The sequence below is a fragment of the Streptomyces sp. NRRL S-350 genome (genome assembly GCF_000719705.1).
GTDB lineage: Bacteria > Actinomycetota > Actinomycetes > Streptomycetales > Streptomycetaceae > Kitasatospora.
On sequence record NZ_JOHO01000034.1, the window covers coordinates 17,722 to 31,761 of the forward strand.

Genomic DNA, 14,040 nt, shown 5'->3' on the forward strand with positions numbered 1-14,040 from the left:
CACATTCTTGAGATTTGGGACATTTTGTTCGTTTTGCTGCCGTGGCCGCGGAACGGGCGCGGGGTCCGGCGGCTCAGCCGCGCACCACCCTGGTGCGGGCCGCGCGGTCCTGCCAGCCGCGTCGCAGCGGGCGGTCCAACGCCGGCCAGAGCAGGCCGAGCAGCAGCACCGCTCCCGTCTGCCGGACGGCCCAGCGGAGCAGCGACCGGCCGAGGCTCAGCCTGCCGCGGGCGGCGGGGGCGGCGACGTCCACCACGCGGATCCGGGCCAGGCGCTTGCCGAAGGTCTGGCCGGTGCGGGCGGTCGGCAGCACCTCGTAGAGGAGGCCGACGAACAGCAGGATGCCGATCAGTACGGCGACCTTGCCCAGCACCACGTCGTCCACGAGCCAGACCTGGACCTGGCGGCGGGTGAGGGCACTGGCCATCCGGGCCTGGTCGAGCTTCTGCTGGAGGTGGTCGGAGACCGAGCGGCCGAGCGGGATCCCGGCGGCGACGGCGACGACCAGCAGCACGACGGTGTCCACCACCCGGGCTGCCAGTCGGCGCCCCAGCCCCGCCGGCACGGCGGCAGCCGCACCGGAGGGCGTGCGGCGGCGGGCGGCGGACGGGCGGGCCTGCCGAACGGCGGGCAGTGGAGTGGTGCGGGCTACGGCGGTGCCCGCAACAGGCGTACCAGGCGACCCGGTCGCCCCACGCACCCCGGTCGCCCCGGTCGCCCCGGCCGCCTTGGGCGTCACGGACGCAGCGGTCGGGGCAGCGGTCGGGGCAGCGGTCGACACATCAGCCACTGCGGACTTCGCCTCGGCCTCCTCGATCACCGGCACCACGCCGGAGGCCTCGACGGCGGGCACCGGGGACTCCCGTACCGTCACCGCCCTGGCCACCGCGCGGGCCGGGCCGACGGCGGCGGCCACCTCCTCCTTGGCAGCCGAAGCGGGCTCGGGCTCCGCGCGCCCCTCCTCCGCGTCGGGCGCCCCCGGGAGCACCCCCCAGGAGACCCAGCGTTGGGCACCGCCCGTCTCCATCAGTCCCCGCTGGGCTCGCGGATCGGCCTGCCAGCCGGACTCCTCGGGCACCGCACCGGCTACCGCCTCGGCGACCGCACCGGCCGCCGGCCACTCGTCGACGCTCCCGGCAGGAATCCCGGCGCCGCCCGGCACCCTCGCCCCCACCCGGGCCTCCGAAACCTCCGACGCCCCGGATGCCCCCGACGCCCCCGACACCCCGGACAGCTCGGACACCCCGCCCGCCGCAGTGGCGGCAGCGGCCCCCGCCGGAGCGACCGTGCGGAACACCGGCCCGCCGATCACCTCCGCCACTCGCGGCCCGAGCACGAAGGAGGCCCCACCCGAGGTCTGGTCGAAGTACATCGGCCCGGTGTCGCCCCCGCCCGCCGACCGGGCTCCCGGCACCGCCCCCGACGCCGCTGCGGGCACCGGGCCCGACGCCGATCCGGACACCGTCCCGGACTCCGCCCCGGCCGCGGGCGCCGCGGCCCCCGGCACCACCGGAGGCGGCACCGCCCGTGCAGGCGGCCTGCCCGGGGCCGCCGGGCGGGTCGCGTAGCGGGGCGGTGGCGGCACCTCGCCCTCGGCGGGCGCGGGTCGGCTGGTGCCGGGCACCCAGGCCGAGCCGCTCCAGTACCGGATGAAGCCGGGGATGGAGGGGTCGGGGTAGTAGCCCGGCTCCGGCGCGACGGCCGGGTCGCCGCCGTCGGCGAAGGGGCGGTCCGTCATGGGGGTCTTCTTTCCTGGCAGGTCCTGACGCGGGCATGGAGGGACGGCGGACGGCGGCGGGAGCCGCCCAGCAGGCCGACCGGCAGGGCCCGACCGGACCGGTGGGGGCCGATCTGGGCCGGTGAGCGCCGACGGGAGCCGGCGCGACGCGGCCGCCCGCGCGCACACCCGGGCGCACGCCCGGCGCTCGGCGCGCATGGGGGCGCCACCGGTGGGCGGAAAGTCGCCGGACTGTCACAAAGAGTAGTACCTCGCCGAACCCGTGACGGGAAGTTCGCGAATCCCCGGACAGCGGGAGGCCGCTCGCGGTAAGGAGCCAGCCGCCATGGGCACCAGGCGCACAGCAGGCACCCGCGCGCCCCGCCGTCGGCCGTTCACCACCCCGAGCCGGACTTCCCGAAGAAATCCCGGAAACGTGTGTAAGAGCGGGCGTGGACCGCCCTCTCAAAGGTCACAGGCCCGGAACCGGGCACGACCCGAAGGCAGAGAGGGAGACGATCATGGAACGCCCCGTCAGCGTCGTCGAGCACGAGCTGGAGCTCAACCTGGTGCTCTCGCCGGAGCACAGCGTCCCCGTGCCGGCACGGCTGTCCTACGGCAGCCACGACCCGTACGCGGTCTACATCACCTTCCACCTGGACACCGGCTCCCCGGTGACCTGGGTGTTCGCCCGCGAGCTGCTGGTCGAGGGCACCTTCCGCCCGTGCGGCCAGGGCGACGTGCGGATCTGGCCGACCCGCTCGGGCCGGCGCAGCGTGCTGTGCCTGGCGCTGAGCTCGCCCGCCGGGGACGCGCTCCTGGAGGCGCCGCTGCCGGCCGTCGCGGCCTGGCTGGAGCGGGCGCACCGACTGGTGCCGCCGGGCAGCGAGCTGGCCGTGCTGGACATGGACGGCTCGCTCGCCGAGCTGCTCGCCTAGCGTGCACCCCGGCGTGCACAGGGCACGTGGCGACCAGCACGCACGACCGACCGCGACGACCGCCACGGCCGCTACGGCCGCGACCGGAGTGTCCGACAGGGCGTGCGACCGACCGGCACGAGCGGCCGGAGCGAGCGGCACGGCCGGAGGGAAACAGGAGCGGCGCCCCCGCCGGCTCAGCGGGCCGCGGGGGCCTGCTGACGGCCGCGGGCAGTGTCCGGGCCGCCGTCGCGCTGGCCGGGCAGCCGGACCAGCGGGGCGCCGGCGGAGCGCCGCCGGGCCCTTATCCGGACGGCGGCGGCGAGCAGGAAGCAGAGCCCGACCCAGGGGTAGACCGAGGTCGGCAGCTGCCGCCACGGCGGCATCCGGAGGACGGCCGTCCCGGTCGGCTTCGCCGCCCACATGGCGAAGGAGAGGAAGGCGACCAGCGTGGCCCAGAAGGCGGCCCGCCAGCGCACCCGGCGGACGCCCGCCGGGCGGGCGTGCTCGACGGAGGCCTCGGCGGCGAGCAGGACGAGCACGGGCACGCACCAGATCCAGTGGTGGGTCCAGCTGATCGGCGAGATCAGCACCGCGGTGACGGCCGCGCAGCAGACGCCCCAGGCCTCGGACCGGGGCAGCCAGCGCCCGCTGCGGGCGGCCCAGGCGGCGACGGCGAGGCCGGCCAGGGCGACCACGCCGGCCGCGAGGGTGGCGGCGGTGCCGGGTTCGGCGACGTGCAGCAGTCGGGCGGCGGCGCCGCGCAGCGACTGGTTGTCGACGATGTACGTCTTGCCGACGCGGGAGGAGTCGTAGAGGTACGTGGTCCAGAAGCCCCGGGTGGCGTCGGGCAGGACCAGGGCGCCGAGCAGGAACGTGCCGAGGAAGGTGAACCCGGCCACGAAGGCGGCCCGGATCCGGCCGGTGATCAGCAGGTAGACCGCGAACAGGCCGGGGGTGAGCTTGATGCCGGCGGCGATGCCGATCGCCACGCCCTTGCTGCGGTGCCCGTCCGGGCGGGTGAGGTCCCAGAGGATCAGGCAGGCGAGCGCGAGGTTGATCTGGCCGTAACGGAGCGTGGTGAACACGGGTTCGAGCCAGACTCCGAGGCCGGTCACCAGGATCACGCCGATCGGCCGCAGTTCGCGGCGTGGCCAGCCGACCAGCCGGAAGGAGAGGTGGGTCAGCAGGGCGAGCAGGCCGAGGTTGCCGAGAGTGATCGCAATCCGGAGGAAGGGGATCGGGAACCAGGTGGTCGGGACGAACAGCATCGCCGCGAACGGCGGGTAGGTCGCGGGGAGGTTCCACTCGGTGACGCGCAGCGCGTACAGGTCGGTGCCGTTGGCGACGGCGGCGCCCTCGGCCCGGTAGACGATCATGTCCACCATCGAGGTGTGGACGAAGTGGCGCACCACGGCGTACCCGACCAGGGACAGCAGGGCCAGTGCGGAGGCGGCCAGCAGCGGGCGGCGGGGCGCCTCGCGCAGGGCCCGGACGGGGGCGCCGAGCGCTCGGCGCAGACGGTCCGACAGGGGGCCGGGCGCGGGGTCGGGTGCGGTCCGCACCGGGCTGCGCTCGTCTTGCACCGCTGTCACTTGTCCACTCCGTCCACCGCTCGGCCAACCAGCGACGATACCGGATGCCACCCGAACAGGCCCGGGCACATTCGACTACCCAGAGTGACGCTCGACCTCGGCTGCCCGTACCCCCGTTTCGGGCGGAGCACAGACACCGTGGCCAGGGCCGGGGCCGCCAGGCCCCGACCCCCGGTGCCCGACCCCCGGTCCCCGGGCGCGGGCCTCAGCCCCTGTACGCCCCGAGAGCCCGGGTGAAGTCCAGCGGCTGCTGGACGATGCTGCTGCAGGTCGCATCGGCGTAGCCCTTGGCGCCGCCGTCGCAGGCCTTGTCCCGGGTGCCGGACCACATGGCCAGCCAGGCGAGGTGCTTGGCAGTAGCGAAGCCGGCGAGCTGCTCGGCGTCGGCCACGGTGAAGACCTCGCTGGCCACGTCGTTGACGCCGATCATCGGGGTGACCGCCACCTTGCGCCAGGCGGCCGCGTCGTCCAGCCCGAGCACGCTCTTGACCTGGGCCTGGGTGGCGGTGGCCGCGGCGATCGCGTACGCGCCCATCCGGCCCCGCGGGTCGGGAGCGACGCCGTCGCCGAAGTCCATGGCCATGATGTTGACGGCGCCGATCGCGACGCCGTCGGCCTTGGCACCGGCGACCAGGTCGACGCCCTCCTGGGTCAGGCCGGAAGGCAGCGCGGGCAGGGTGAAGGAGACGTCGAGGGCCTTGCCCCTGGCGGCGGCGTTCTTCTGCAGTTGGGCGATGGCCTGGGCGCGCCGGGTGTTGGCGGCCCGGTCGGCGATCGCGCCGCCCTCGACGTCGAAGTCCAGCTTGGTCACGCCGTAGGCGTCCACGGCCTTCTGGTAGGCGGCCGCGAGATCGGTGCCGGAGCCGCAGGCGAGGGCCAGTTCGCTGCCGTTGGCGCCGCCGAAGGAGAGCCGGACGTCGCCGCCGATCGCCCGCAACGCGCCGATCTGGGCGGCCACCGCGTCGGCGGACAGGTCGCTGACGCCGCCCCACTTGGGGGCGCAGCCGCCCCCGGAGACCACGAAGGCGAGGTTGTAGTTCTTCACGCCGCTCGCCTTGGCGGTCGCGACCAGGTCGTACGGCGGGTAGAGCGAGGTGTCCACGTAGGGGGCGAAGCCGGCCCCGGCGCCGACCGGGGGCACGGGCACACCGGTCGCCGTGGGGGTGGCGGTCGGGGTGGGGGTCGGCGCCGGTGTGGTCGGCGCCGGTGTGGTCGGCCTGGCCGTGGCGGTGGGGCTGGGTGTGGCGGTCGCGGTGGGTACGGCGGTGGCCGTCGGAGAGGCGGCGCCGGTCGGGCGCCCCGAGGGGGTGGGCGCGGTGCCGTCGCCGGCCTTGCAGGAGGTGTGGTTGATCAGGCAGTCGGTCGGTTCGGCCTGCGCCGCGCCCGCGCCCTGGGCGACGAAGCCGACCACCACGCTCCTGCCGGGCTCCAGCCGCTTGCTCCAGGCCTCCGGCCTGACGGTGATGTGCCGGCCTTCGGCGGTGAAGGAGGCGTTCCAGAGCGAGTCGATCTTCGCCCCGGCGGGCAGGTCGAAGCTGAGCGTCCAGTCCTCGATCGGGCTGCTGTCCGGGTTGGTGACCAGGTACTGGCCGGTGTAGCCGGAGTCCCACGCGCTGGTGCGGCTGTAGACGGCGCCGAGCGAGGCGGCGCTGGCCGAGGAGGCGAGGAGGACCGTGCCGCCCGCGACGAGGGCGGCGGCGACCGCGGCGGCCGCGACGATCGTGCCCTTGCGGCTGCGCCTGCGGCGGCCGGAGCGGCGGGTGGGCTGGGTGGTCATGGCGCGTTACCTCCGCGGGTGCCTTCGGTCGGCCGCCGTCCGGGCAGGGGTGCGTACGGGTGTCCGGGCGGCCGGCCCGGCTCGGTCGGGTGACCGGCGCGACCGACGCTAGCGGCGGCCCGGGGGCGGAACCGGCGGCCTGAGCGAGGGGTAGAACTCCCTTAGGCCGCAGTTAAGGAAGAGCCCCGGCGGCCGCCCCCAGGACGGCCCCCGGCCCCCGCCACCGGCCGCCCCGCCCTGCCCCGGGAAGCGCGGCAGACACCGCGTCAGCCCCACGGCAGCCACTGTGGCAGGCGCGGCGGCAGGCACCCGCGTCCCCGCCGTCCCCGGTCACCGCTGGAAGAGCGCTCCCCGGCTGCGCCGCCGACCGGCACGCGGGGGCAGCGCCACCTCCGCGCGGGCGCGCAGTCGCAGCCGGGTCTCGGCGCCGCCGAGCACGGCGGAGCGCCCGAGCGCGAGGTCCCCGCCGGTGGACTCGGCGAGCTTGCGGACGATGTCCAGGCCGAGGCCGGTGGAGCCCTCCCCGCCGTGGCCCCGGCCGCGTTCGAGGGCGGCGGCCGGGTCGCTGTAGCCCGGCCCGGCGTCGCCGACCAGCACGATGACCGAGGAGTCGGTGGCCAGCACGTCCACCGAGAAGGCGGTGCCGATGACGGTGTGCCGGAAAACGTTGCCGAGCAGGGCGTCGACGGCGGCCGCCAGGTCCCCGCGCTGGACGGGCACCGGCACGGCCCGTTCGGCGCCGGCCAGCTGCCAGCGGCGGCCTTCGTCCTCGGCCAGCGCGGACCAGAAGGCGACGCGTTCCCGGATCACCTCGGCGGCGTCGCAGCCGACCGCGACGGCGGGGGCGTCCTCGGGGGCGCGGCGGGCCGCGCGGATGATCTGGTCGACCTCGCGCTCCAGTTGGGCGACCGCGTGCCGGGTGGCGTGGGCCGCGTCGCCGTCGCCGAGCGAGGCGGCGTTGAGCCGCAGCACGGTCAGCGGGGTGCGCAGCCGGTGGGACAGGTCCGCCGCCAGTTCCCTTTCGGCTGCGAGGAGTTGGGCCACCCGGTCGGCCATGGTGTTGAACGCGTGGCCGGCTTCGCGCAGTTCCTCCGGGCTGCCGTCGACCTGTTTGCCCTCCACCGGGACGCGGACCGCGAGGTTTCCGGCGCCGAGCGAGCGGGCGGCGCCGGCGAGTCTGCGCGCGGAGGCGACGATCCGGTTGCCCATCCGGTCGGCGACGAGCACCGAGATGGCGACCAGGCCGAGCGCGACGGCGGAGAGCACCAGCCAGGCGGTGGCGACGCCCCGGGTGAGGTCGCTCTCGGCCACGAACACCTCGACCACGGCGGTGCGCCCGGTGTCCACCGCGACGGGCTGGAGGAGGGCGTACCCGCCGGCCACCTTCACGGTGAAGGAGCGGCCCTGCCCGCCGGCCGTGGCCACGTCGCCGGGGGTGGCCCGCGCCTCCCCGAGGGTCGGGCCGGCGGGGCCGTCCGTCCCTGCGGCGGGAGACAGCCCGGCAGTGGTGGGCTGCCCAACGGCGGGAGGCTGCCCGACGGCGGGAGGCTGCCCGGCCGCCGGCAGGTGGACGGCCATCCGTCCCTGGCCGCCGGCGTCCGTGCTGGCCAGGGCCCGGTCGACGGCGTCCTGGTCGGTGGTGATCGCCAGGGCGGGCCCGAGCGCGGCCGCCTGCCGCTCGGCGGCGGTGAACGCCCGGTCCCGGGCGGTCTGCTGGACCATCAGGCCGAGCGGGATGAGGAAGGCCAGCGCGACCATGGTGGTCCCGGCCACGGCGGCCTTGATCAGGGCCCAGCGCAGCGAGTGTCCGAACCTCCTCATGTCCGGTGCTCCGGGGAGCCCCCGGGGGCCTCCAGCCGGACGCCGACGCCCCGGACGGTGTGCAGGTAGCGGGGGCTGGAGGCGGTCTCGCCGAGCTTGCGGCGCAGCCAGGAGAGGTGGACGTCGATGGTCTGGTCGCCGCCGTAGGTCTGCTGCCAGACCTCGGCGAGGATCTCCTTGCGCGGCACGACGACGCCGGGCCGGGCGGCGAGGAAGGCCAGCAGGTCGAATTCACGGCGGGTCAGGTCGAGCGGCCGTCCATCCAGGGAGGCTTCGCGCCGCTGGAGGTCGATGGCGAGCCCGCCGACCCTCAGTACCTGGGCGACGGGCGCTGCGCCGCTGCCGAACCGGCGCAGCACGGCGGTCATCCGGGCGCTGAGGTGTTCTCCGGAGAAAGGTTTCACCAGGTAGTCGTCGGCGCCGTCGTTGAGCAGCCGGACGATCTCGGCCTCGTCGTCCCGGGCGGTGGCGACGATCACCGGCACATTGGTCAGGCCCCGGATCATCTTGAGCGCCTCGCTGCCGTCCAGATCGGGCAGGCCCAGGTCGAGGATCACCAGGTCGCAGCCGACCTGGGCGACCTCCCGCAGCGCTTCGAGCGCGGTGCCCACGCTGCGGACGGCGTGGCCGGTGTCGGTCAGGTGGCGGATGAGGGCGGAGCGTACGAAGGGGTCGTCCTCGACCACGAGCACTGTTGCCATGGGCCAGCACGGTACGCCATCGGCGGGCAGTGGTCTGTACCTGGAAGGCCAGTGGTCTGTACCTCGCAGGCCGGTGGCCCGAGCCTCGGGGTGCTGCCCGGAGACGGGCAACTGCCCTGGGGAGCACCGGGGGTGCCGGTCTCGGGCGGGGCCGGGATGCGGCAGGATGTGCGCACGATGCGGAACGGACTGGTACAGCTCGGCGCCTGGGCGGCGGCCACCGGGGCGGCGGTGGCGCTGTCCTGGCTCGGCGTGCACGCGGTGCTGACGGGCGCCGCGTTCGAGCAGCCCGCGGCGCTGCCGCTGCCCTCCCCCCGGGGCGACGGCACACCGTCCGCCCCGGCCGCCGCCCCCGAGCAGTCCCCCTCGGGCGTGCCGGGCGAGACCCCGGCCCCGTCGGCCTCCCCCGCCGCGACGACCGCGCACGGCCCGGCCTGCCCCGCTTCCGCCCCGCCGCCCGCCCGCCGGCCCTCGCCCGCCGCCACCCCGACGTCCACGGTGAAGAGCTACCCCATCCCGGGCGGCAAGGTCGCGCTGGACCTGCGGGCCGACCAGGCGTCCCTGGTCTCCGCCACGCCGGACCCGGGCTGGCAGATGCAGGTGTGGAACGGCCCCCAGTGGATGCGGGTCGATTTCACCCGGGGCGACCAGGCCAACTCGGTCTTCGTCTCCTGGAACGGCCACCCCCCGCTCGTCGAGACGGCCGTCCGCTAGCCGTGTCGACCCGCAGGGGCGGAACCCTTCTTCCTGCTGGTCAAGCTGTGCCCGGAGCGGGAGAATCGGCCGCACCGCTGTACAGAATGCCCACCGGAGGACGGTGCCGCGATGCCCCCCGCCCACTCCCCGAGCCCGACCTCGGCCGGCTCCCCCGGCTCCCCGGCGCCGCACGGCGCTTCCACCGCCCCGCCGGCCGGCGCGAACGACACCATCGACGCCCTGGACGGCCGGCTGATCCGGCTGCTCGCCGAGGAGCCCCGGATCGGGGTGCTGGAGTGCTCGCGCCGGCTGCAGGTCGCCCGGGGCACCGTGCAGGCCCGCCTGGACCGGCTCCAGGCCAAGGGCGTGATCGGCGGCTTCGGCCCGGAGGTGGATCCGGCGGCGATCGGCTACCCGGTGACGGCGTTCGCCACCCTGGAGATCTCCCAGGGCCAGGGCACGGACGTGCGGGCGCACCTGGCGAGCGTGCCGGAGGTGCTGGAGCTGCACACCATCACCGGGGTCGGGGACATGATGGTGCGGATCGTGGCCCGTTCCAACGCCGATCTGCAGCGGGTGATCGACCGGGTGGTGGGCTTCGACGGGATCGTCCGCTCGTCCACCGCGATCGTGCTGGAGAACCCGGTGCCGTACCGGATCCTGCCGCTGGTGGACCAGGCCGCCGCCGAGTAGGCCGAGCGGGGCGGTCCGCAGGCGGGGGCGTCAACACGCGGAGACGGTCAACAGGCGTAGGCGGTCAGCAGGCGGCGACGGTCAACAGGCGGGGACGCTGCCGCCGCTCTTGAGCGCCTGCAGCACCGAGACCGCCTCGGCGAGGGTGCCGACCGGCACCAGCCGCAGCGTCTTGGGCGTGTTCACCTTGGCGTCCGTGCACTCGTCCCGGGGCAGCAGGAACACCGTCGCGCCGTCCCGGGCGGCCGCCTGCGTCTTCAGCGGGACGCCGCCCACCGGGCCGACGGTGCCGTCCTTGTCGATCGTGCCGGTGCCCGCGATGGTGAGCCCGCCGGTGAGGTCGCCGCCGTTGCCGTCGCCGGCGAGCTTGTCGACGATGCCGAGAGCCAGCATCTGGCCGGCGCTCGGGCCGCCGACGTCGCCCAGGTCGACCTTGACCTTCACCTGGTCCGGCGAGAGGTGGAGGTAGCCCAGCGCGGCCGCGGTGGCGCTGTCCTGCGACTCGGCCATCTGCTGGGCCGTCACCTCCTCGGCCTTGGCGGGGTTGCCCTCGGGGTACACGGTGTCGGTGGGGCGGACGGCCTCCTGCGGGTCGAACCAGGCCCGCATCGACCGCAGGAAGGTGCTGCGCTGATCGGGGTTGGTCGCCGTGATGGTGACCATCCGCAGCTCGCCCTGGGTGGTGCGCAGCGGCGCCCCGGTGATGGTGAGCACCGGCTTGTCCTGGTAGGTGCCCAGGGTGTCCGCGGTCAGGCCCGGCCAGGTGACGGTGTACGGCAGCGGGACGAAGGCGGCCACGCCGAACAGCGCGGCGACCAGCACCCCGCACAGCGCGAGCGCGCGGGTCCGCGGGGAGGTGAGGGCCGTGGGCAGCTTGGAGTCGGACACAGGAGGAATCCAAACACACCCGACGCCCCTCGCGAGCGCTACCTCAGGGCGTCGGCCACCTCGGTCGCGGCCTCCACCACCCGGGGGCCGACCCGCTCGGGCACCATCCCGTTCAGCATCACCACGCCGACGCTGCCCTCGATGCCGCTCAGTCCGAGCAGCGCGGCGGCGGCCCCGCACGCACCGGACTGCTCCTCCGCCCGGGTGATGACGAAGCCCTGTTCGGGCCGGCGCTGGCTGGGGAAGATGCGGGCGTCCAGGATCGCGCGGCCGGCGGCGCTCTCGGTGAGCGGGTGCCGCAGGCCGGTCCGGTAGGCGACGTGGAAGTCGGTCCAGCTCGGTTCGACGACCGCGACGGCCAGCGCCTCGTTGCCGTCCACCAGGGTCAGGTGGGCGGTGGCGCCGAGGTCCTCGGCGAGGCTGCGCAGGGCGGGCAGTGCGGCTTCGCGCAGCAGCGGGTGCACCCGGTGGGCGAGCCGCAGCACGCCGAGGCCGACGCGGGCCCGGCCGCCGATGTCGCGGCGGACCAGCCCGTGCTGCTCCAGGGTGGCCAGCAGCCGGTAGACGACGGTGCGGTTGACCGCGAGCCGGGCGGCCAGTTCGGTGACGGTGAGCCCCCGTTCGGAGTCGGCGAGGAGCTTGAGGACCCGAACGCCGCGGTCCAGGGTCTGTGAGGTCTCGGCAGTCACGACGGGCAATCCTTTCCGCGGCACTCGCGGGCGGCGACGCCGGTTCGAGGTCGGTGTCGCGCGCAGGTGGGGGGTGGCCGCGCTCGGGCCGGTGCGGTGTCGTCCTTGACGCCCGCACGGTCCTGCGGAGCCCGTCCTGCGGGGGTTGCCCGGCGGAAGAGCGTGGGGGAAAGGTAGTGAAGGAAATGTCGTGGCGGAAGTGGTTGTCCAAAATTCGGGCGTGATCGACTTCCGCGACACCGAGGATTCCGGACGAATGCCACCATTTCGCCCGTCACATCAGGGCGTGGCTCCGCGGCCGGTCCGGAGTCCGGACACATCGGGCCGCGGGCCGCTGCCCGCGGGCGGCCGCGCGGGCGCCCGCCGGACCGCTACTTGGCCCACTCCCGGATCTTGGCGATCCGCGCCTTGAGCTGGTTGGCGGTGGCCTGCGCGGTGAGCGGCCCGCCGCACTGGCGGCGCAGCTCGTTGTGGACGGTGCCGTGCGGCTGGTTGGTGCGGTGGTGCCAGGCGGCCACCAGCGCGTTCAGCTCCTTGCGCAGTTCGCGGAGCTCCTGGTGGGTGACGACCGGCCGCTGCTCGGCCGGCATCTCCAGCAGGTCCGCCTCGTCGGCGGGCTTGGCCTTGCTGCGCTGGATCTGGCGGTGCTGGCGCTTCTGCAGCAGCATCTGCACCTGGTCCGGCTCCAGCAGGCCCGGGATGCCGAGGTAGTCCTCCTCCTCCTCGCTCCCCGGGTGGGCCTGCATGCCGAATTCCATGGCGTTGTACAGCACCCGGTCGAAGACCGCGTCGGAGCCGAGCGCCTCGTACGAGAACTCCTCGCCGCCCGCGCCGTCCGGCCCGTCGTTGGCCCGCTCGGCCTCGGCGAGCAGCCGGTCCTCCTCGTCGAAGAGGCCGTCGCCCTCCTTCTTCGGCCGGTCGAGGACGTGGTCGCGCTGGACCTCCATCTCGTTGGCGAAGCCGAGCAGCATCGGGATGGTCGGCAGGAACACCGACGCGGTCTCGCCGCGTTTGCGGGCGCGCACGAAGCGGCCGACGGCCTGGGCGAAGAACAGCGGGGTGGAGATCGAGGTGGCGTACACGCCGACGCTGAGCCGGGGCACGTCGACGCCCTCGGACACCATGCGGACGGCGACCATCCAGCGGGAGGTCCCGGCCGCGAAGTCGGAGATCCGCTTGGAGGCCTCGGCCTCGTCGGAGAGCACCAGGGTGACCTTCTCGCCGCTGATCTCGCGCAGCAGCTTGGCGTAGGCGCGGGCCACGGTCTGGTCGGTGGCGATCACCAGCCCGCCGGCGTCCGGGATGGCCTTGCGGACCTCGGTCAGCCGTCGGTCGGCGGCCTGCAGCACGGCCGGGATCCACTCGCCCTGGGGGGCCAGTGCGGTGCGCCAGGCCTGGGCGATCAGGTCCTTGGTCATCGGCTCGCCGAGCCGGGCCTCCAGCTCGTCGCCGGCCTTGGTGCGCCAGCGCATGTTGCCGCTGTAGCTGAGGAAGATCACGGGGCGGACGACGTGGTCGGCGAGCGCGTGCCCGTAGCCGTAGGTGTAGTCGGCGACGGACTTGCGGATGCCGTCGCTGCCGGCCTCGTACTGCACGAACGGGATCGGGTTGGTGTCCGACCGGAACGGCGTGCCGGTCAGCGCGAGCCGGCGGGCGGCGGGCTCGAAGGCCTCGAAGCAGGCCTCGCCCCAGGACTTGGAGTCACCGGCGTGGTGGATCTCGTCCATGATCACGAGGGTCTTGCGGGCTTCCGTCCGGTTGCGGTGCAGCATCGGGTTGACCCCGACGCCCGCGTAGGTGACGACGATGCCGTGGTACTCCCGGGACAGCGGCCCGGAGGAGTACGCCGGGTCCAGCTTGATGCCTATCCGCGCGGCCGCCTCGGCCCACTGCTTCTTCAGGTGCTCGGTCGGCGCGACGACGGTCACCTGCTGCACCAGGTGGTTGTGCAGCAGGTACGAGGCCAGGGTCAGCGCGAAGGTGGTCTTGCCTGCGCCCGGGGTCGCGACCGCGAGGAAGTCCCGCGGCTGGGTCTCGATGTACTTGTCCAGCGCACCCTGCTGCCAGGCCCGCAGCTTGCCCGCGGTGCCCCAGGGGGCGCGGCCGGGGAAGGCCGGGGAGAGGTGGTGCGAACCGGCGGACGCGGCTTGGCCGACGGATCGGGCGGGCGCCTGCGGCTCCGAGGCGTCGGAGAACAGCGGCATCGAGGAGGCGGCGGCAGTACTCACGGTCTCCGAGGGGGATCATCGCAGGTCAGAGGCGGTTTGGCAGCCCCGTCCCGCGGTCGGGCGGCGATCGGACAACCCGCCCAGCCTACCGGGCCGACGCCGCCGGGGCCTCCAGGCGAGGCTCCGTGCCGGGCCCCGGCGGCCGGAAACCGCCGTGACGCGGATCACGTCCGGGCCCGCCCGGAACCCGGTGGCCACCACGGCCGCCAGGACTCCCAGCAGGAGGGTGCCGGTCGTGCCCGGGTGCGACGGGCACCCGCACCCGGACGCCGACCGGGCGCTCGCCCGACCGCTCGGCCGAAGCCCGCGTGCCGGCCG

At 75.0% G+C, this 14,040-nt stretch carries 11 protein-coding genes; 3 read left to right on the forward strand and 8 right to left on the reverse strand.

Annotated features, from left to right (window positions below; all coding sequences use genetic code 11):
* Positions 1-73 precede the first annotated feature (73 nt).
* Positions 74-1,738, reverse strand: a complete 1,665-nt coding sequence (locus tag IF30_RS50320) for an RDD family protein (RefSeq protein WP_078891699.1) — start codon at positions 1,736-1,738, stop codon at positions 74-76.
* A gap of 500 nt (positions 1,739-2,238) precedes the next feature.
* Between IF30_RS50320 and IF30_RS0126140 the strand changes: the two genes are divergently transcribed.
* Complete coding sequence (locus IF30_RS0126140) at positions 2,239-2,655, forward strand: SsgA family sporulation/cell division regulator (RefSeq protein WP_030242942.1); 417 nt, start codon at positions 2,239-2,241, stop codon at positions 2,653-2,655.
* A gap of 176 nt (positions 2,656-2,831) precedes the next feature.
* On the opposite strand, the gene IF30_RS0126145 is transcribed toward IF30_RS0126140, so the two are convergent.
* The 4 genes from IF30_RS0126145 to IF30_RS0126160 form a co-directional block, all read right to left on the reverse strand.
* Positions 2,832-4,229, reverse strand: a complete 1,398-nt coding sequence (locus IF30_RS0126145; protein WP_107054523.1) for a glycosyltransferase 87 family protein — start codon at positions 4,227-4,229, stop codon at positions 2,832-2,834.
* Between the two features lie 205 nt (positions 4,230-4,434).
* Positions 4,435-6,006, reverse strand: a complete 1,572-nt coding sequence (locus IF30_RS0126150; protein ID WP_030242944.1) for a cellulose binding domain-containing protein — start codon at positions 6,004-6,006, stop codon at positions 4,435-4,437.
* A 330-nt stretch (positions 6,007-6,336) separates the two neighbouring features.
* A complete protein-coding gene (locus tag IF30_RS0126155; protein WP_030242945.1) occupies positions 6,337-7,806 on the reverse strand; it encodes a sensor histidine kinase in 1,470 nt (489 codons plus the stop codon).
* Between the two features lie 17 nt (positions 7,807-7,823).
* Complete coding sequence (locus tag IF30_RS0126160) at positions 7,824-8,528, reverse strand: response regulator transcription factor (protein WP_030242946.1); 705 nt, start codon at positions 8,526-8,528, stop codon at positions 7,824-7,826.
* A gap of 177 nt (positions 8,529-8,705) precedes the next feature.
* Between IF30_RS0126160 and IF30_RS50325 the strand changes: the two genes are divergently transcribed.
* The gene (locus IF30_RS50325) at positions 8,706-9,242 is read left to right on the forward strand and encodes a hypothetical protein (protein WP_030242948.1); all 537 of its coding nucleotides are present in this window, start codon (positions 8,706-8,708) and stop codon (positions 9,240-9,242) included.
* A 111-nt stretch (positions 9,243-9,353) separates the two neighbouring features.
* On the forward strand, positions 9,354-9,917 hold the full coding sequence (locus IF30_RS0126170; RefSeq protein ID WP_234322842.1) for an Lrp/AsnC family transcriptional regulator: 564 nt from the start codon (positions 9,354-9,356) through the stop codon (positions 9,915-9,917).
* An 81-nt stretch (positions 9,918-9,998) separates the two neighbouring features.
* Here IF30_RS0126170 and IF30_RS0126175 read toward each other — a convergent pair whose 3' ends face one another.
* The 3 genes from IF30_RS0126175 to IF30_RS0126185 all read right to left on the reverse strand — a co-directional run bounded on the left by IF30_RS0126175 (position 9,999) and on the right by IF30_RS0126185 (position 13,698).
* Entirely contained in the window at positions 9,999-10,805 is an 807-nt protein-coding gene (locus IF30_RS0126175) for a S16 family serine protease (RefSeq protein WP_234322843.1), read from the reverse strand.
* A gap of 38 nt (positions 10,806-10,843) precedes the next feature.
* Positions 10,844-11,494, reverse strand: coding sequence for an IclR family transcriptional regulator (locus IF30_RS0126180; RefSeq protein WP_030242952.1), 651 nt, complete (start codon positions 11,492-11,494; stop codon positions 10,844-10,846).
* Between the two features lie 371 nt (positions 11,495-11,865).
* A complete protein-coding gene (locus IF30_RS0126185; RefSeq protein ID WP_030242953.1) occupies positions 11,866-13,698 on the reverse strand; it encodes a DEAD/DEAH box helicase in 1,833 nt (610 codons plus the stop codon).
* Positions 13,699-14,040 lie beyond the last annotated feature (342 nt).

Excerpts from the sequence above, each read along its gene's own strand:
- IF30_RS0126160 (WP_030242946.1), bottom strand. The coding sequence starts at position 8,528 with ATGGCAACAGTGCTCGTGGTCGAGGACGACCCCTTCGTACGCTCCGCC.
- IF30_RS50320 (WP_078891699.1), bottom strand. The coding sequence starts at position 1,738 with ATGACGGACCGCCCCTTCGCCGACGGCGGCGACCCGGCCGTCGCGCCG.
- IF30_RS0126170 (WP_234322842.1), top strand. The coding sequence starts at position 9,354 with ATGCCCCCCGCCCACTCCCCGAGCCCGACCTCGGCCGGCTCCCCCGGC.
- IF30_RS0126140 (WP_030242942.1), top strand. The coding sequence starts at position 2,239 with ATGGAACGCCCCGTCAGCGTCGTCGAGCACGAGCTGGAGCTCAACCTG.
- IF30_RS50325 (WP_030242948.1), top strand. The coding sequence starts at position 8,706 with ATGCGGAACGGACTGGTACAGCTCGGCGCCTGGGCGGCGGCCACCGGG.
- IF30_RS0126185 (WP_030242953.1), bottom strand. The coding sequence starts at position 13,698 with ATGCCGCTGTTCTCCGACGCCTCGGAGCCGCAGGCGCCCGCCCGATCC.
- IF30_RS0126150 (WP_030242944.1), bottom strand. The coding sequence starts at position 6,006 with ATGACCACCCAGCCCACCCGCCGCTCCGGCCGCCGCAGGCGCAGCCGC.